Origin of the sequence: Hominilimicola fabiformis, assembly GCF_020687385.1 — a bacterium.
Taxonomy (GTDB): Bacteria; Bacillota; Clostridia; order UBA1381; family UBA1381; genus Hominilimicola; species Hominilimicola fabiformis.
The window spans coordinates 1-17,869 of the sequence record NZ_JAJEQM010000022.1 but is presented as its reverse complement, the minus strand read 5'-3'; the positions used below and the strand labels follow the sequence as shown (position 1 = coordinate 17,869).

General features: G+C 34.7%; 16 protein-coding genes and 1 other RNA gene. 8 read left to right on the top strand and 9 right to left on the bottom strand.

All coding sequences use genetic code 11. The annotated features are described in order from the left end of the window. Positions 1–5 precede the first annotated feature (5 nt). Positions 6–1,340, bottom strand: coding sequence for a chromosomal replication initiator protein DnaA (gene dnaA / locus LKE05_RS12875; protein WP_308457103.1), 1,335 nt, complete (start codon positions 1,338–1,340; stop codon positions 6–8). A 190-nt stretch (positions 1,341–1,530) separates the two neighbouring features. On the opposite strand from dnaA, the gene LKE05_RS12870 reads away from it, so the two are divergent. Genes LKE05_RS12870 through ymfI form a run of 3 tightly spaced genes read left to right on the top strand, consistent with a single transcriptional unit; the run spans position 1,531 to position 5,894 of the window. Next, entirely contained in the window at positions 1,531–3,057 is a 1,527-nt protein-coding gene (locus LKE05_RS12870; protein ID WP_022229283.1) for a Ppx/GppA phosphatase family protein, read from the top strand. Next, positions 3,054–5,165 (top strand): RNA degradosome polyphosphate kinase, encoded by a 2,112-nt coding sequence (locus LKE05_RS12865; protein WP_308457102.1) that lies wholly within the window; start codon positions 3,054–3,056, stop codon positions 5,163–5,165. Before LKE05_RS12870 ends, LKE05_RS12865 begins: the two co-directional genes overlap by 4 nt. A gap of 12 nt (positions 5,166–5,177) precedes the next feature. After that, positions 5,178–5,894 (top strand): elongation factor P 5-aminopentanone reductase, encoded by a 717-nt coding sequence (gene ymfI / locus LKE05_RS12860; RefSeq protein WP_308457101.1) that lies wholly within the window; start codon positions 5,178–5,180, stop codon positions 5,892–5,894. A gap of 643 nt (positions 5,895–6,537) precedes the next feature. Here the strand turns inward: ymfI and rnpB are convergent. From rnpB to LKE05_RS12820, 8 genes are all read right to left on the bottom strand, one after another. Further along, an RNA gene (gene rnpB / locus LKE05_RS12855) (RNase P RNA component class A) lies at positions 6,538–6,865 on the bottom strand. 31 nt (positions 6,866–6,896) lie between these two features. Continuing rightward, entirely contained in the window at positions 6,897–7,673 is a 777-nt protein-coding gene (locus tag LKE05_RS12850) for a Nif3-like dinuclear metal center hexameric protein (protein WP_308457100.1), read from the bottom strand. Further along, positions 7,663–8,331 (bottom strand): tRNA (adenine(22)-N(1))-methyltransferase, encoded by a 669-nt coding sequence (locus tag LKE05_RS12845; RefSeq protein WP_308457099.1) that lies wholly within the window; start codon positions 8,329–8,331, stop codon positions 7,663–7,665. The genes LKE05_RS12850 and LKE05_RS12845 overlap by 11 nt, the downstream gene beginning before the upstream one ends. Positions 8,332–8,867: 536 nt before the next feature. After that, positions 8,868–10,139, bottom strand: a complete 1,272-nt coding sequence (gene serS, locus LKE05_RS12840; protein WP_022229835.1) for a serine--tRNA ligase — start codon at positions 10,137–10,139, stop codon at positions 8,868–8,870. An 18-nt stretch (positions 10,140–10,157) separates the two neighbouring features. Beyond that, on the bottom strand, positions 10,158–10,601 hold the full coding sequence (locus LKE05_RS12835) for a hypothetical protein (RefSeq protein WP_118446471.1): 444 nt from the start codon (positions 10,599–10,601) through the stop codon (positions 10,158–10,160). Beyond that, positions 10,594–11,100, bottom strand: a complete 507-nt coding sequence (locus LKE05_RS12830) for a DUF4446 family protein (protein WP_117968865.1) — start codon at positions 11,098–11,100, stop codon at positions 10,594–10,596. Before LKE05_RS12830 ends, LKE05_RS12835 begins: the two co-directional genes overlap by 8 nt. Positions 11,101–11,102: 2 nt before the next feature. Continuing rightward, on the bottom strand, positions 11,103–11,987 hold the full coding sequence (locus LKE05_RS12825; protein ID WP_118446475.1) for a ParB/RepB/Spo0J family partition protein: 885 nt from the start codon (positions 11,985–11,987) through the stop codon (positions 11,103–11,105). Between the two features lie 30 nt (positions 11,988–12,017). Continuing rightward, positions 12,018–12,782 (bottom strand): ParA family protein, encoded by a 765-nt coding sequence (locus LKE05_RS12820; RefSeq protein ID WP_022229831.1) that lies wholly within the window; start codon positions 12,780–12,782, stop codon positions 12,018–12,020. 181 nt (positions 12,783–12,963) lie between these two features. Here LKE05_RS12820 and LKE05_RS12815 point away from each other — a divergent pair, with 181 nt between their 5' ends. From LKE05_RS12815 to LKE05_RS12795, 5 genes are read left to right on the top strand one after another with little or no spacing between them, the layout of a single operon-like run. After that, entirely contained in the window at positions 12,964–14,607 is a 1,644-nt protein-coding gene (locus LKE05_RS12815) for a spore germination protein (RefSeq protein ID WP_308457098.1), read from the top strand. Between the two features lie 32 nt (positions 14,608–14,639). Continuing rightward, a complete protein-coding gene (locus tag LKE05_RS12810; protein WP_308457097.1) occupies positions 14,640–15,731 on the top strand; it encodes a GerAB/ArcD/ProY family transporter in 1,092 nt (363 codons plus the stop codon). Further along, a complete protein-coding gene (locus tag LKE05_RS12805) occupies positions 15,724–17,076 on the top strand; it encodes a Ger(x)C family spore germination protein (protein WP_308457096.1) in 1,353 nt (450 codons plus the stop codon). Before LKE05_RS12810 ends, LKE05_RS12805 begins: the two co-directional genes overlap by 8 nt. A 1-nt stretch (position 17,077) precedes the next feature. Next, complete coding sequence (locus tag LKE05_RS12800) at positions 17,078–17,242, top strand: hypothetical protein (protein ID WP_308457095.1); 165 nt, start codon at positions 17,078–17,080, stop codon at positions 17,240–17,242. Between the two features lie 49 nt (positions 17,243–17,291). Further along, positions 17,292–17,780 carry an SLOG family protein gene (locus tag LKE05_RS12795; RefSeq protein ID WP_308457094.1) on the top strand — a complete coding sequence of 163 codons (489 nt, stop codon included), beginning with the start codon at positions 17,292–17,294 and terminating at the stop codon, positions 17,778–17,780. Positions 17,781–17,869 lie beyond the last annotated feature (89 nt).

The following is a 17,869-nucleotide window of genomic DNA, read 5'->3' as shown; positions in this document are numbered from 1 at the left end:
TACATTTATCCCTCATTATAATTTAGGTCTTTTAATATGTAATTTACATCTGATTTAATCGTACTGTTAGTATCGATGCTTTCCTCTATTTTTTCAATGTTATGTCCTACTGTTGTTCGGTCTTTTCCAAACTCTTTACCTATGTTTGTATCGTTCATATTTAAAATCTTTCGGCAAAGGTACATTGAAATTTGTCTTGGAACTACTATTTCTTTTGTCTTAACTTTACCGGTAATATCCGACTCTGAAATATTATAAAAAGTAGAAACTTTTTTTATAATATTCTGAGGAGTTACTGTTTCGCTCTTCGGAATTAATTTTTTCAGAACTTCTTCCGCAAAATCTTTTGTTATTTTACATTTTTTAAATTCCGACATTGATATGATTTTAAGAAGTGCACCTTCAAGTTCACGGACACTTGAACGAATATGCTCCGCTACATATAATAATGCGTCCTCGTCAATTTCTTTATTATGTTCCAAAGCCTTCTGCTGAAGAATTGCAACTCTTGTTTCAAAGTTAGGTACAGATACATCAATGGTAAGACCTTGTCCGAATCTTGTTCTTAAACGGTCCTCAAGAGTTTTCAGTTCATTCGGAAGTCGGTCACTTGTCAAAACAATTTGTTTCTTTGAATTAAAGAGTTCATTAAAGGTATGGAAAAATTCGTCCTGCGTAGCCTCTTTATTTTTCAAAAATTGAACGTCGTCCACTAAAAGTGCGTCGGCGGCTCTGTATTTACTTCTGAATTTATCGCCTGTTTTTTCTCTGATAGATGTGATAAATTCATTCATAAAGTTTTCACTTGAAACATATATTATCTTTGCATTTGGATTATTAGCTTTAATCTTATTACCGATTGCCTGCATTAAGTGTGTTTTTCCAAGTCCGCTGTTACCGTAAATAAAAAGAGGATTATTGCTTTCACCCGGATGATTGGCAACTTGTTCTGCGGCGGTATACGCATATAAATTTGAAGAACCCTGTACAAAATTTTCAAATGTATACTTTGAATTTAAACCGTCACTGCTTATTATTTCACTGTTGTCGTATTCCGAGTTTTGTTTAGATTCTATTTCTTGCTTTAACTCGTTTGCGTCACCGACCAAAACAGCAAGTGAAATCTTTGCGCCAGTAACTTTTTCAAGTGATGATTCGATGTATTTTTTGTAACGGTATTCTACAAGATTTTTATTAATAGAAGTAGCTACGGAAATAGTAAAAGTCGAGTTTTCAAAACATACGGGAACTGCTGTTTTTATATGTATATTAAATCCGACAGGAGATACATTGCCTTCAAGATTTTCAAGAACTTGATTCCAAATCTCTAACATATCCATATCTATTATTTTCCTCCTTTTTTTCATTATTGTTAACAAATTGTATTAAAATCAAACATATCGCCATTATATTTAAGTCTACACTCTATAATATCAAATTTAAGTAAATTAATCAAGAAAAATATTGAGATTTTTTTAAGTTTTATGTATAATGAAATTAATACAAAACTATAGGAAGGAATGATGAAATGTGCCGAGATATAAAGTTTTTGCGGCAATAGACTTGGGGTCTACGGAAATAACAATGAAGATAGCGGAAGTTTCCAAGAAAAACGGTATTTCAGTGCTTGATACAGTCAAATATGATTTGTCAATAGGCAAAGAATCGTATGCAGTCGGAAAAATAAGCTATAACCTTGTGGACAAGATATGTAACTGCTTTGAAGAATATTTAAGGATAATGAAAAGCTACGGAGTTGACGAATATGTCTGTTATGCAACGACTGCCGTAAGAGAGGCGTCAAACAGTGAGTATATAATTGACCAGATTAATATAAGAACGGGGATAAAGGTCACTATTATATCAAATGAAGAGGAAAGATTTTTACATAACAAGGCATTTGCACTTAACAACAGCTATTTTGACGATATTATCGAGGCAGGTGCTGTTTTGGTCGATGTTGCATCGGGAAGTGTACAGGTATCACATTACGAGCAGTCTAAACTGCAATTTTCTCAAAACCTGCCTATGGGTTCACTTCGTGTACTTGAAAATCTTTCAACGGTTAAAAACAGTACAACCTCTTTTTCAAGTGTGCTTGAGGATTTTATTAAGGCGGGTATCAATAACTATAAAAATGTATTCTACAAAAATCCAAACTATAAGTATTTCGTAATAATGGGTAATCAAGTAAGATATATAAAAAAAATCTGCGGTATAAGTTCGGACAGCATAACAGAAGAAAATATAGATGATGTATACAAGATTATATCTGAATACGGTCCGCAATATGTGGAGGACAAGTACGAAGTACCTTATGATATTGCAAAGCTGATGATGCCGTCAATTCTTTTCTATAAGATGTTTATGTCAAAAGACAAAAATCAGATAATCATTGCACCTGAAATATCGCTTGTTGACGGAATACTTGTCGAATATGTCGAAAAAAATGCTTATACGCATACAAAGCACATATTTACAGATGATATTATATCAAGTGCAAAATATTATGCAGGCAAATATGATGTAAGCCACCGCCATTATACTAAAATTATGGAGTTCGGAGTAAATATAATGGCAACGCTTTCTAAAAAGTTCGGACTTTCAAAGCGTCACGCGGTATTGCTTAAAGTTGCGTCAATATTTGCGGATACGGGTTACTATATAAATATAAACGATTACAGCAAATACTCATACGACATTGTAAAATCAAATCCTATTATAGGTTTGTCACAAAAGGAACACGAAGTAATATCTGGTGCGGTGCTGTTCCAAAACGGTATTTTTGATTTTAATGAATACAACGTATATTCAAAGAACAGAAGATTGCTTATTTCAAAACTTGCGGCAATCCTTTCACTTGCCAAGTCACTTGATGTTGAATACAATCAAAAAATAGACGAAATCAAAACATCAATAAGAAACGGAATACTTACGATAACCGCTTATACGGACAGTGATATAAGTCTTGAAGAACGTGAATTTAACATAGCACAGGAATTTTTTGAAGAAGTGTTCGGTATCAAAGCCGTACTTGTGAAGAAAGGATTGAAATGATTATGCAGGACTATAATAAAAGTGAAAACTATATAAACAGAGAACTTTCTTGGCTTGATTTTAATTTGCGTGTATTGCATGAAGCAAGGGATAAAGAAAATCCGTTGTTTGAAAGACTTAAATTTCTTGCCATAACAAGCTCAAATCTTGATGAATTTTTCATGGTACGTGTTGCGTCACTTAAAAATATGGAAATTTCCGACTATAAGAAAAAAGACGCGTCCGGACTTACACCTCACGAACAGCTTGAAAAAATATCTGAAAAAACTCATAATATGGTTGATATGCAGTATAGTACATATGAAAAATTACTTCTGCCGCAGCTGGCTGTTGAAAACATATCAATCTTAAACAGAAATCAGCTTTCTGAAGAACAAAAGAAATTTATTGAAAAGTATTTCAAAAATGAAATATACCCTGTTTTGACGCCTATGGCGGTTGATTCGTCAAGACCGTTTCCGCTTATTCAAAATAAGGTGCTTAACATTTGTGCACTTATCAAAAAGGAAAACAAGGAGCAGGCTTTTGCAACGGTACAGATACCGTCAGTATTTAAACGTATAGTAAAACTTCCGTCTGAAAACGGTAAAAAACAATTTATTCTGCTTGAAGAAATAGTACAGGAGTTTTTGCCTATGCTGTTTATGGGTTATGATGTGCTTTGCTCATACTCATACAGAGTTATGCGTGACGCAGATATTCCTATTGATGAGGACGACAGTGAAGATTTGCTTATTGAAATTGAAAAGAGTCTTAAGGAACGTGAAAGAAGCGGCGTAATCCGCCTTGAGGTGGATAGTAAGGTTAAAGGCGAGTTGCTTTCAATTTTAAAGAAAGAGTTGAAAGTTAAAAATGATGATATTTATAAAATTAACGGACCTATTGATTTTACTTTTTTGAATAAGCTGTATTCGGAGGATGGATTTGACAAGTATAAATATAAGCCATTTAAATCACAGGTAAGACCTGAACTTAAAAATGTTGATTTATTTGAAAAAATCCGTGAGGGCGATATACTTCTTCATCACCCATATGACAGTTTTTCAACAATAGTTGATTTGATAAAACAGGCGGCAGTTGATGAAAATGTGCTTGCAATTAAACAGACATTGTACAGAGTAAGCGGAAATTCGCCTATTATAGAGGCGCTTTCGCGTGCGGCGGAAAACGGTAAGCAAGTGAGCGTACTTGTTGAATTAAAGGCAAGATTTGATGAAGAAAATAATATTATTTGGGCGAGAAAACTTGAAAAAGCCGGTTGTCATGTTATATACGGACTTTTGGGACTTAAAACACATTCAAAGATTACCGAAATAGTAAGACGTGAGGAGGACGGTATCAGAAGATATGTTCATCTCGGAACTGGTAACTATAACGATATAACCGCCAATTTCTATACCGATATGGGACTTTTGACTTGTTCAAAACCAATCGGTGATGACGCCGGTGCATTCTTTAATATGATTTCGGGATTTTCAGAGCCGTCACACTGGAACAAACTTATTCTTGCACCTCTATGGCTAAGAAAAAAGACGGAAGAAATGATTGAACGTGAAATTAAACACGCAAAAGAAGGACGTAAAGCAAGAATAGTTGCAAAGGTTAATTCGCTTGTTGACCCTAAAATTATTGAACTTTTATATAAAGCAAGCTGCAGCGGTGTTAAGATTGATTTGATTGTGCGCGGAATTTGTGCCTTGAGAGCAGGTGTAAAGGATTTGTCGGAAAATATTACGGTTCGTTCTATTGTCGGCAGATACCTTGAACATACAAGAATATATTATTTTTATAATGACGGTCAAGAAAATGTGTTCTGTGCAAGTGCCGATTGGATGCAGAGAAATCTTAACAGACGTGTTGAAATAATGTTCCCTATTGATGATGAAAATTTGAAAAAAGATGTTATAAACGTGCTTGATGTACAGCTTAGCGATACAATGCGTGCACATATTCAGCATGACGGTGTTTATACAAAAGACAGACGCGGAAAGAAAAAACTTGACTGTCAGGAATATTGCATGGAACAGGCTGTTGAACGTGCAAACAAGGTTGTTGAGAAAAAGACATCAAGGGTGTTTATACCTAAAATGAAACCGGAAGAAGAATAAGAAGGAAAGATTATGAAAAATGTTTTGATAACAGGCGGAAGCCGCGGAATCGGCAAGGCTTGTGTATATGAATTTTCAAATAACGGATACAGAGTGTTTTTGAATTATAACAAAAGCAGTGACGAGGCGGAAAAGATAAAAAATGAAACAGGTGCGGTTATGGTAAAAGCAGATGTTTCAGACTCTAAACAAGTAAATGATATGGCTGAATTTATTCACACAAATTACGGTAAAATAGATGTAATTGTGAATAATGCAGGTATTTCACAACAAAAAATGTTTACAGATATAACTGAAAATGATTGGGACAGAATGTTTGATTTGAATATGAAAAGTATGTATCTCGTTACAAAAGCTTTTGTTGATGATATGATTTATAAACAGAGCGGTAAAATCATTAATATTTCGTCAATGTGGGGTGTTACCGGAGGCAGCTGTGAGGTTCATTACAGTGCCGCAAAGGCGGCGGTTATAGGCTTTACAAAAGCACTTGCAAAGGAGCTGGGACCGTCGGGTATATGTGTAAATTGTGTTGCACCCGGAGTTATTGAAACTGAAATGAACAGCCATTTGACAAAAGAAGATTTTGATTGCCTTTGTGAAGAAACACCGCTTGAACGACTCGGTAAACCGGAGGAGATTGCAAAGACGGTAAGATTTCTTGCAAGCGAAAATGCGGATTTTATAACAGGTCAGGTTGTCAACGTTGACGGCGGTATGGTGATATGATTAAAAGGGATTATCCACGATAATCCCTTTTTTTGTGGATAAGTAAAAATAATCGTAGGGGCGGTCATTGACCGTAAAAGTGTGAAAACATAAAAGGGGCGACCAATGTGATCGTCCCTACAGAAAGAAAAAGGTTAGATAAAAAGGGACGTCGGGGGCACAGTCCCATATGAACGATATATTTATGATAAGTTAAAAAAATGAGTAAGCTCGTATGAAAGTTATAAAAATCCACCCCACAGTCACTGCGTTGCTGGCTCCCCTCAATTGGAGCCGTACAAAAGCCTCTCCTTGAGGAGAGGTGTCACGAAGTGATGGAGTGGTGGAAAATGATACGATAAAAAATTACAGTCATATGAAAATATGAACAAGCCACCCCACAATCAACTGCGTTGACAGCTCCCCTCAATGGGAGCCGTACAAAAGCCTCTCCTTGAGGAGAGGTGTCACGAAGTGACGGAGTGGTGGAAAACGATACGATAAAAAATTACAGTCATATGAAAATATGAACAAGCCACCCCACAGTCAACTGCGTTGACAGCTCCCCTCAATGGGAGCCATACAAAAAGCCTCTCCTTGAGGAGAGGTGTCACGAAGTGACGGAGTGGTGGAATAAAAAAAGAAATGCCAAAAGGCATTTCTTAAAATGAGCAAATCTATAAGCCGGGTTCTGTATTAGATAATCATCTATCTCGACGTACAGTTACCTATACGCTCAAGCCTTTCAAGGGAACACGCCGAGCAAGCTTAACATTCCCAAAGTTGCTTCAGGTGGGGTTTACACGGGAATTCAGTTGCCATCTTCCCTGTGCGCTCTTACCGCACATTTCCACAATCACCTTAATAAATTAAGGCATTTATTTTCTGTTGCACTATCCTTAAAGTCACCTTTACCGGCCGTTAGCCGGCACCCTGCTCTGTGAAGCCCGGACTTTCCTCACCGTAAACGGCGCGATTATCTGACTTACTCTTAAAATATTATACAATATATTTTAAATTATGTCAAACAAGTTTAAAAATATCCTTATTTTCTGATTTTATTATCTCAATATCAGTATCCTTCAAAATATCTTCAAATATATCCATAACACATATTTCAGTAGGATAATGACCTGCGTCAATGACGCATATTCCAAGTTCGGTCATATCAATCATATTATGATACTTCATATCACCTGTTATAATAACGTCCACACCCTTTTCAAATGCAAGCGGAATAATTTCACTGCAGCTGCCCGATGCAACCGCAACTGTATTAATATCATTTTCAAAATCGCCGGAAACACGCAAAAAAGGTGTGCCGAGTATCTTTTTACAATGTTCTGCAAAATCACCTAATTTAATCGTTTTTTCAAGTCTGCCGTATCGTCCCAAACCTGCCGATGAATCATCGGTATGTTGATCAAGTATTTTAACGTCTGTAAGTTCAAACATTTCGGCAAGTTTATCATTTATACCGCCTTTAGCTGTGTCCATATTAGTATGAGCGGCGAAAAGCGGTATATTATTTTCAATAAGCAATTTAAGCATTTGTCCCACAGATGTGGAATAATCAATTCTCTTTATACCGCCAAGCAGTATTGGGTGATGTGAAACAATCATATCGGCATTTTTTGATATAGCCTCTTTAACGGTATTGGTATTTGTATCAAGCGTTACAAATACCTTTTTTACGTCCTTATTTTCATCACCGCACAAAAGACCGACATTATCCCATGAATACGCCAATCTTTCGGGACATATATTCTCAATTATTTTAATTATTTCTTTAGCTTTCATATTTATTCAATTCCTTTAGCCAGTATTTATATTTATTGAGTTTATCCTCATCAACGTCTTTTGAATTTTCAAGACCTGTTATAACCTTGACAAATTCACGATGTTTTTTATCATAGAGATTTTTATAATACTTATGATTTACAAGATATTTCGGTAAATGATATTCAATATCGTTATCAAATTCCTTTTGAGGTTTATTTATAACATTCATTATATTATATACCTTAAATCCCTCAATGGCAATATCTTCGTCCGTAATAGAAAAGCCGTTTGAAATAAGATACTTTCTAAGCTCATATTGTGCATTCATCGGTTGAAGTACAAGATTACATTCTCTCGCCTTTTCTGTATCTGCACTTAAAATCTCACTGATAAGCTGACCGCCCATACCGGCAATTATAACGGTGTCAACCTCACCTTTTTCAATAACTGAAAGACCACTGCCAAGTCTTACCTCAATTTTATCAGAAAGTTTATGCTTTTCAACATTAGCCTTTGCAATATCAACCGGTCCTTGTCTTACATCGCCTGCAATAACGTATTCGGCTAAATCATTTTCAACAAGATAAATAGGAATATATGCGTGGTCAGTACCAATATCGGCGATTCTATTTCCTTTTGTATGGTCTATTATACATTTTAAACGTGGTGTAATCATAAATAATTACCTCCGAGATTCAAATAAATTAGTTTATACGGTTATCCTACAAGTTATACACACGGTGTGGATAACTTTCAAGGTGTTATAAACACCGAAAAACGCCTTAAAACCGTAATTTGCGGTGAGTTATCATCAGTTATCCACACTTTTTCCACGTATTTGTGTAATATTTGTAACAATAGTGTAATATTAAAATGTAAACCTTAAAAAATCGCATATTTACGCGATTTTTTATAAACGGTAATGTTCACACACTGTGTGGATAACTGTGTGGATAACGTGGATAACTCAAAATAAATGGCTTGTCTACGTCATTTTTAAGTGGATAAGTGGTAAAATTAAGGTGTTGATAAGTCAAATTTAACCATAAATCAGTTTACATAATACCACAACTATATCTTGTGTTACAGAAATATTACAAACACAATATAGGTTATCAACACAAACGTGGAAAAATTAATTTTGACTGTTTTGTAATATTGATAAATACAATAATAGGCAAGTCATGGCTTGCCTATTTACAAAAATCAAAATTACTTAGAAATCTTATCTGTACCCATATAAGGAACAAGAACTTCAGGAACTGTTACAGTACCGTCCTCATTCTGATAATTTTCAAGAATTGCGGCAACAGTTCTGCCGACTGCAAGACCTGAGCCGTTAAGTGTATGAACAAATTGAGCCTTATCCTTCGGTGTTTCTTTATATTTGATGTTGGCACGTCTTGCCTGATAATCTTCAAAGTTTGAACATGAAGAAATCTCAACATATCTGCCGTAGCTTGGCATCCATACTTCAATATCATATGTCTTAGCTGACGAGAAACCAAGGTCACCTGTTGACAAGCATACAACTCTGTAAGCAAGTCCAAGCTTTTGAAGTAGCTTTTCAGCGTCGTTTGTAAGTTTTTCAAGTTCGTCATAGCTTGTTTCAGGCTTTACAAACTTAACAAGTTCAACTTTGTTGAATTGGTGCTGTCTGATAAGACCTCTTGTGTCACGGCCTGCACTGCCTGCCTCTGCTCTGAAACATGCTGAGTAAGCTGTATATTTAATAGGAAGTTGGTCACCGCTTAGAATTTCATCTCTGTGAAGATTTGTTACAGGAACTTCTGCCGTAGGAATTAGGAAGAAGCCGTTGTTTACAACCTTAAATGCGTCCTCTTCAAATTTAGGAAGCTGACCTGTACCTGTCATTGATGCTCTGTTTACCATATACGGCGGAAAGATTTCAGTATAGCCCGATTCTTCTGTGTGAGTATTAAGGAAGAACTGAATAACGGCTCTTTCAAGTCTTGCACCAAGACCTTTATATACTGTGAAACGAGTACCGGCAATTTTTGTACCGCGTTCAAAATCAAGAATATCAAGGTCTGTACCGATATCCCAGTGAGCCTTTGGTTCAAAATCAAACTTTCTCGGTTCAGAGAACTTTCTAAGTTCAACGTTTTCTGTATCGTCCTTACCTACCGGAACTTCAGGATTAGGAATATTAGGAATTCTTAGCATAAAGTTTCTTAGCTGTTCGTCAATATCCCTTACCTTTTCATCGTCAGCTTTAATATCATTACTCAATTCCTTCATTTCGGCAAAAATTTGGTCTGTATTTTCACCGTTTTTCTTCATTTGAGGAATTTGCTTTGTAATTTCGTTTTGTTTAGCTTTTTTCTGTTCAACTTCTGCAAGAATTGCACGTCTTTGCTTATCAAGTTCTATAGCAGGCTCAATATCAAGCGGATTGAAACGCTTTTTTAAAGCCTCCTTTATACGTTCAGGTTCTTGTCTTAATACTTTAATGTCTAACATATTAAATTTATCCTTTCTTTAATTTATATTATTTTTAATGTTATCGTATATAATTTTTTGGTCACTTGAAAGATCGTTATAATTAACTTTATCAAGCGTTTCAAGTGCCATTGAATTATTACCGAGTGTAAAATAACCGTTTGCACTTAGTAATAAATCATTTTGTGACTGTTTTTGTGTAAGTGATTCATTATCAGATTTAAGCTGTATATTTTCTTCGGATAATTCTTGATTTTCTTTTTTTAGATTACTGTTATTTTCCAGTAAAACTGTATTTTCTTCACTAAGTATTGATGCCTTTTCGGAAATACTCATTTCTTTATCCGGCGATTCACTAACTTGCGGCTGATTTTTTTGCATATTTGTCTGACCTAAAAACGAAAAAATAATCAGCAATACCGCAACTATAAATATTAAAGCGGTGTAGAGAAACATAGATTTGTTATCATTCTTATTAGCCATTGTTTTCAGTCCTCTTTAGTTTACTTTTTGCATTTTCAAGTGCAGCATTTTCTTCATCAAGAAGTTTTATAGGTGTCTGACCGCCGACAATTTCACGCACATATGTATTGCATGAATTGTGTCCGTAAAGCGATGTTAAAATGATACCGTCGTTGTTGTTATTCAAAATAGCAAGTGCAAAGCTAAGTTTGCCTGTAACATCGTCAAATGCGTCAAAATTAACAACAGCTACCTTTTTTAGTGAAATATTAGAATCATTTTCACAATTTGCAAGTCGCGACATCAAAACCGCGTCGGATGTATCATTTACAGTCTTTGATAAATCATCAACTTTATCGTAGTAATCTTTTAAAGCACCGATAATATCGCCTTCATCGGAATAATCCATAAGTGTGTTGATTTTTGATGAATTAATGCTGTTGCAGATGAAACAAATAACTATAAGTATCATCATTATTGCAAGAGCAATAAAAATAAGTGTATTTGTATCAATATTCATTCTCATTCTCCTTTTATATTAAAAAATCCAAGAACACGTTCTAAATCTTCGTTTCCGTAATATTCAATTTCAATTTTACCTTTTTTAGCGGTATGATTGATTCTGACTTTTGTACCCATTGCAGAAGATAACGTATTTTGTATCTTCTCAATTTCAATGTCATAAGCTGTTTTTTCAGACTTTTTCTTCTGGGGCTTTTTCTTTTGAAGTTGCTTTGCAAGAGCCTCGGCTTGTCTTACATTTAAGTTATCTTCGATAATACGTTTTGAAAGTGCTATTCGCAGTTCTTTATCGTCAAGCGAAAGTATCGCACGTGCGTGACCGCTTGTTAAAGTACCTAAAATAAGCATTTTCTGAATTTCGTCCTCAAGTGACAAAAGTCTTAATGAATTGGCGATTGCACTTCTGCTCTTTCCTACTCTTTGACTTATAAGTTCTTGAGTAAGATTAAATTCGTCCATCAATAAGTTATAACCGATAGCCTCTTCAATCGGATTTAGATTTTCACGCTGCAAATTTTCAATCAAAGCAATTTCGGCAACCTGTTCTTCACTGTATTTTCTTATAACTGCCGGAATTTCTTTTAAATTTGCCTTTTTTGCGGCTCTCCAACGTCTTTCACCGGCAACGATTTTATACATATTATTGTCGGACGGTGTTATTATAATAGGTTGAATAAGTCCGTGTTCCTTAATAGAATCTGCAAGAGCCGTTATTTTTTCTTCGTCAAAATGACGTCTTGGTTGTTTTTTGTTAGGCTCAATCAGGGACATACGTACTTTTTTTATGTCCCCCTCTGAAGATTTAGTAATTTCGGAAGTAACTTCTTCAATATCTTCTTCATTAAAAAGAGAATTAAGCCCTTTGCCTAAACCTTTTTTAGCCATATGCTCACTCCTTTACTGACATTAATTAAGTTATTTATTGTTTCGTATAACTTCCTTTGCCAGAGCCATATATGCGTCTGCACCTTTAGAGGTTCTGTCATAGTTTATTATAGGCTCACCGAAAGACGGTGATTCACTTAAACGAACATTTCGCGGAATAATGGTTTTATAAACTTTATCCGGAAAGTATTTTTTAACTTCGTCAAGCACCTGTATTGAAAGATTTGTTCTGCCGTCATACATAGTTCCGAGAACACCTTCAATTTCAATTTGCGGATTAAGTTTCTTTTTGATTGTCTTAATTGTGGTAATAAGCTGACTTAAACCCTCAAGTGCATAGTATTCGCATTGTATCGGAATTAATACGGAATCTGACGCAGTCATAATATTAATAGTAATCATTCCGAGTGCAGGAGGTGAATCTATTATAATGTAGTCAAAGTTTTCTTTAATCATATCAATGGCATTTTTCAAGAAAAACTCACGCTTATCTTCATATGCAAGCTCAATTTCAGCGGCAGAAAGGTCTGAAGATGACGGAATGACATACAAATTATTATATTTTGTCTTGATTACAGCGTCTTTTGTTTTAGAACTGTCAACAAAACAATCATAAATTGATAATTCATAATCATCTTTTTCAATACCAAGACCGCTTGTCGAATTACCTTGAGGGTCGCAGTCTATAAGCAGAGTTTTTTTATTTTCATATGCAAGACATGATGACAGATTAACAGAAGTGGTTGTTTTACCGACACCACCCTTTTGATTTGTTATTGCAATTATTTTTGTCATAATAATCTCCACTTTTTAATTTATTTCTATATATCATTATATCATAAAATTTTTATTTGTAAATGTTTCACGTGAAACATATTGAAGATTTAACACAAATGTAATGTTTCACGTGAAACATATGTATAATTTTCAAAAAGTGATACCATAATATATATGATATATTTAATGGAGGATTAAAATGAACAGTTTATTTAGAAAAATAAAAAATTATGTGATATTCTCTCCTACTGCTCAAGAAAATGATTTTAAGTTGAAAAATAAAAGTAACGATATAGAATACGATGTGCGAGATGAGAAAACCGAAACAACCGCAAATGATACTGTATCAAAAAGCTATGAAGAAAACATTTCATATGTACGAAACAGATTTAACGTACCTATTAATAACGATATAGTAATACGCGAGCTTGTTTTAAAAGAGGGACGCAAAGCATTTATCGTATTTATCGACGGTATGGTAAGTACAGATATGGTTGATTTGGCGATAATAAAGACATTGCTTGAAATCCCCTACTTTTCAGATGACAAGATATACAGTTATGAAACTGAAATAATAGACAGATTTATTGCACATTCGCAGGCAATAACTACAAACAGTATGGATACTATATTTGAAGAAGTTAATTTTGGTGGTTGTGCTGTGTTTGTAGACGGTTTTTCAAAAGGTTTTTCACTTGATGTTCGTGAATGGGGTACGCGAAGTATCGGTAAACCTGAAAATGAACAGTCTATTTACGGACCGCAAGAGGCATTTGCAGAAATGCTTAGAAATAATACTGCTCTTGTCAGAAAAATAATTAAAAGTGAAAAACTTATTGCGGAAGGTATTAAAATCGGAAGTGTCAGCAAAACAAGAGGTGTAATGTTGTATATTTCCGATATTGCTAACAGTGATATGGTTGACGAAGTGAGAAGACGGCTTAACAGTATCAATACACAGTATGTCATTGCAATCGAAGAAGTTGCAATGATGCTTGAAGATAAGACTTTTTCACTTACAAGCCACATTTTTGCAACGGAACGACCGGATAGGGCAGCACGAGCATTGACAGAAGGACGTGTTGTACTGATTTTAAACGGCAGTCCGAGAGCATTGATAATGCCGACAAACGCTTTTGAGCTTACTCACGCAGTTTCTGATGATTACTTGCGTGTACCGTATGCAAATATGTCACGAATAATCAGAATGTTAGCGATGTTCTTGTCTATTCTGCTTCCTGGATTATACCTTGCTATAACGTTGTTTCATCAAGAAATAATACCGACTTATTTGTTATATTCAATCAGTGCGGCAAGAGAAAACGTACCTTTTTCAAGTATAGTGGAACTTTTGTTAATGGATATATCGTTTGAAATGATACGAGAGGCAGGAATACGAATGCCTAATCCAATAGGCTCAACACTGGGTATTGTCGGAGGTTTGATTTTAGGACAAGCCGCAGTCAGTGCAAAAATAGTAAGTCCGATTATGATTATAATTATAGCTATAACAGGTATCGGTTCATTTGCAACTTCAGATTATTCACTTAGTTGGGGTTATCGAATTTTAAGACTTGCTTTTATAGCTTTGGCGGCTGTAATGGGCTTTTACGGAATTGCAATAGGTATTTTCATATATAGTTTGTATGTTGCAAAGCAAACAAGTTTCGGAGTACCGTATTTATCCCCTATTCCAAAGGTTAATAACAGAAGTATGACTAATTCTATATTTGAAAATCCTATATGGAAGAAAGAACATCGTCCGGATTTTCTAAAAACCAAAAAAAATACAGAAGAACCGAAGATAAGCCGTAATTGGAAAATAAAAAAGAATACACGATAAATGTTTCACGTGAAACATTAGAAGGAGTAGTTATGATAGACAGAAAGAAAATGACGACACTGCTCATTAATGTAATATCGGTAAAAATGCTCTTGACATTTCCTAAAATAATGATTATAAACAGCGGAAATGCAGCATGGATAGAGTGTATATACAATACGTTGATTGTAATAGGACTGTTTTGGATTACAACCAAACTATACAGAAGTAATAAAAATATAATACAGCTTGCTGAAATGACAGGCAAAAAGTGGCTTAAAATAATAGTCGGAGTTGTTGCTTTTGTAGTTTTATTGATAAATTATTCGTCAATTATAAGAATTTTCCCCGAAACAGTCAAAATTGTACTCTTGCAGGACTTCAAAATAGAATTTATAATACCGATATTTATGCTTGCTATAGGAATAGGTGCATATATAGGTCTTGAACCGATAGCAAGAGTAAATAATATGTTTATGCCGCTTGCCGGAATAGTGCTGCTGCTGTCGTTGATACTTTTGATACCGTATTTCAATATAAATAACATATTTCCGATACTCGGCAACGGGGTTTACAGTATAACGGTCAAAGGAATAAATACAATTTCACTGTTTTCGGATATATTGCTGTTGAACATTCTGCTTCCCTATTGTGAAAATACTTCAGAGGCAAAAAAGAGCGGTTGGAGAGCAATTTATATAAGTGCAACTATCGGAGTAGTCATTTTACTGTCATATTGCTTAATTTATCCTTATCCGGTTTCAAGAGAATTTATGATTCCCGTGTATCAACTGTCGAGAGTGATACATTTGGGTAACTTTTTCAGCAGATTTGAGGTAATATTCCAATTTGTATGGTCAATTCTTGTGCTTATATATTCATCAATTTATGTATATGCACTGTGTTATGTGTGGCAGATAACATTTGACCTTAAATATTATAAACCGCTTATACTTCCTGTTGTGATAATAAGCGGAATTGTGGCTGTATTGCCGAGTTCTGTTGTGGATTTGGTTAAATCTGAACGGTTGGAAAACATAATAGTATACCCCGTGGCATTTTTATTGCCTATTTTGTTCGGATTTTATTCAAAAAAGATATATAACAAACGAACTGTAAATGAGGAGAGTGGTGAAAGTGAGTAGAATACGAATAATTATAACTATTATAGTAGTCGTTTTAACAACACTCCTCACAGGCTGTACAGGAAAAGAGCCGAATGAAATCGCATATGTGGTTGCACTTGGTATAGACAGTACAGATGACGATAATTATAAAATAACAATTCAGTATGCGAACACCACTCAAATAAGCGGAGGAGCGTCGGAATCCGGCGGAAAAGCAGGCAGTGAAATAGTTGATAACGTTACTATTGAGGCACCAAATATATACGCCGGTGTCGGCTTGGCGAATAATATAGTAAGTAAAAGCTTTTCTATGTCACACGCAAAATTGATAGTATTTTCAAAAGAAATAGCCGAAAAGGGCGTTAAAGATATGATAGAAACACTTGTGAGAAGTGAAGAAATCAGACCTGATGTGTTCATAGCGGTGGCAAATACGACAGCAAATGACTATTTGACATCGGTAAATCCTGAAATGGAGGTAAACCCTGCACAATATTATCAGCTAATATACCAAAAAAATCAGCTTGTAGGTATTCCTGACGGTCAATTAAGAGAGTTTTTTACGGGTTTATATACAGATAACTATGATAGTATATTGCCTGTTGCGGGTGTAATTGAGGGATCAGGCGGTAACAGTCAAAATGATGATAAAGGACAGTCAAAAGACGGTCAAAATGAAGGCTCGGAGGGTAGTTCGGAGAGCTTGGACAGTTTTGAAAGTAAAAGTTCAAATGAAAAAGATGAAAATGAAAAAGAAAAAGACGCCGAAAAAAATACAAGCAAGTATGAATATGATATAAAAAACTATATTGGCGGTGAGACCACTATCGAAAAGAAAAATAAAGCTGAAGCAATAGGTGCGGCTGTGTTTGAAAAGGATAAAATGGTCGGTGAACTTGGTGAAGTTGAAACTGAAATATGTAAGATGTTAAAAGGTGACTATACTTATAGTTATCTTACTTATTATAATAATGATACTCCCGATATTCCTATAACCGTAAAAACAACTCAACAGAAAAAGCCAAAATATAAAATTGATACTGATAAAAAGACCGTTGATATAGAATTGTATATAGAAAGTGACCTTTATTCCCTACCGGCAGACTATAATGTAGAAAATAAAATCGAAGATTTTGAAAGAGATGTAGCAAATTATACGAGCAGTGCTTGTACAGAATTTATAAATAACTTTACAAAAAAGTATAATAGTGACATTTTAAAATTAAATGAAAAGGTAAAATACAAGTTTTTAACAAATAATCAATATAATTGGTTCAAAAAAAACGTAGGCTGGAGCGAATACAAATTCTCTGTGTGTACCAACTTTAAAGTCAGAAGAACAGGATTGATTGTGAGGGAATAAAATGGTAAGAAATGTATTGGTTATAATGGTGATTTTAGTATGTACTACTTCAGTAGTCAGCTACGGAGTGTATAATTTAAAGGATAATAATAAATTAGGCGGTATAAGTTTGTTTGTTCTTGCGTTTGTAACGGTTGTCGGCTCAATGTATTTTTTGGTAAGATAACACTTGAAAAAATCATATCATAAGTGTATAATATTTCAGAGGTGATTTTGTGGATAAGAGCAAGACGTGCTTTTTTACGGGACACAGAAAAATAGCACAATCAAAAATTGAAATTGTAAAGGCACAACTTGCCGAGAATATAGAAAAAATGATTACCGAATACGGTGTTAATACGTTTATAGACGGCGGTGCACTTGGTTTTGATACAATAGCCGCAGAAACTGTAATTGAAATGCGTGAGAAATATCAGAATATAAAACTTGTTATGTACCTTCCCTGTTACGGTCAGAGTAAAATGTGGAAAGAGAGCGAACAATTCAGATACAGAATGGTACTTTCAAAAGCCGATAAGATAATTTATATTACCGAAAGCGTGTATACGGACGATTGTATGAAATTGAGAAATTTGAAGATGATTAAAGATTCATCATTTTGTATTGCATTTTGCCTTATGCAGAAAAGCGGAACAGGTTTTACGCTTCGTAATGCGGAAAATGTAGGTATTGAAATTGTAAATATAGCTGATGAAATATATTAAAAAAGAGGCTCGAAATGATGTGACCCCCAAAAGTTAGACTTTTTATAGCGTAGTAGTTTTAACGACTGCTACGCTATTTTTATGCAGCC

What these genes read in the sequence shown, in the direction of transcription:
- LKE05_RS12810 (WP_308457097.1), top strand. Translation starts at nt 14,640, where the DNA reads ATGATAGACAGAAAGAAAATGACGACACTGCTCATTAATGTAATATCG.
- serS (WP_022229835.1), bottom strand. Translation starts at nt 10,139, where the DNA reads ATGTTAGACATTAAAGTATTAAGACAAGAACCTGAACGTATAAAGGAG.
- dnaA (WP_308457103.1), bottom strand. Translation starts at nt 1,340, where the DNA reads ATGGATATGTTAGAGATTTGGAATCAAGTTCTTGAAAATCTTGAAGGC.
- ymfI (WP_308457101.1), top strand. Translation starts at nt 5,178, where the DNA reads ATGAAAAATGTTTTGATAACAGGCGGAAGCCGCGGAATCGGCAAGGCT.
- LKE05_RS12820 (WP_022229831.1), bottom strand. Translation starts at nt 12,782, where the DNA reads ATGACAAAAATAATTGCAATAACAAATCAAAAGGGTGGTGTCGGTAAA.
- LKE05_RS12835 (WP_118446471.1), bottom strand. Translation starts at nt 10,601, where the DNA reads ATGGCTAATAAGAATGATAACAAATCTATGTTTCTCTACACCGCTTTA.
- LKE05_RS12815 (WP_308457098.1), top strand. Translation starts at nt 12,964, where the DNA reads ATGAACAGTTTATTTAGAAAAATAAAAAATTATGTGATATTCTCTCCT.
- LKE05_RS12830 (WP_117968865.1), bottom strand. Translation starts at nt 11,100, where the DNA reads ATGAATATTGATACAAATACACTTATTTTTATTGCTCTTGCAATAATG.
- LKE05_RS12865 (WP_308457102.1), top strand. Translation starts at nt 3,054, where the DNA reads ATGATTATGCAGGACTATAATAAAAGTGAAAACTATATAAACAGAGAA.
- LKE05_RS12850 (WP_308457100.1), bottom strand. Translation starts at nt 7,673, where the DNA reads ATGAAAGCTAAAGAAATAATTAAAATAATTGAGAATATATGTCCCGAA.
- LKE05_RS12825 (WP_118446475.1), bottom strand. Translation starts at nt 11,987, where the DNA reads ATGGCTAAAAAAGGTTTAGGCAAAGGGCTTAATTCTCTTTTTAATGAA.
- LKE05_RS12845 (WP_308457099.1), bottom strand. Translation starts at nt 8,331, where the DNA reads ATGATTACACCACGTTTAAAATGTATAATAGACCATACAAAAGGAAAT.
- LKE05_RS12800 (WP_308457095.1), top strand. Translation starts at nt 17,078, where the DNA reads ATGGTAAGAAATGTATTGGTTATAATGGTGATTTTAGTATGTACTACT.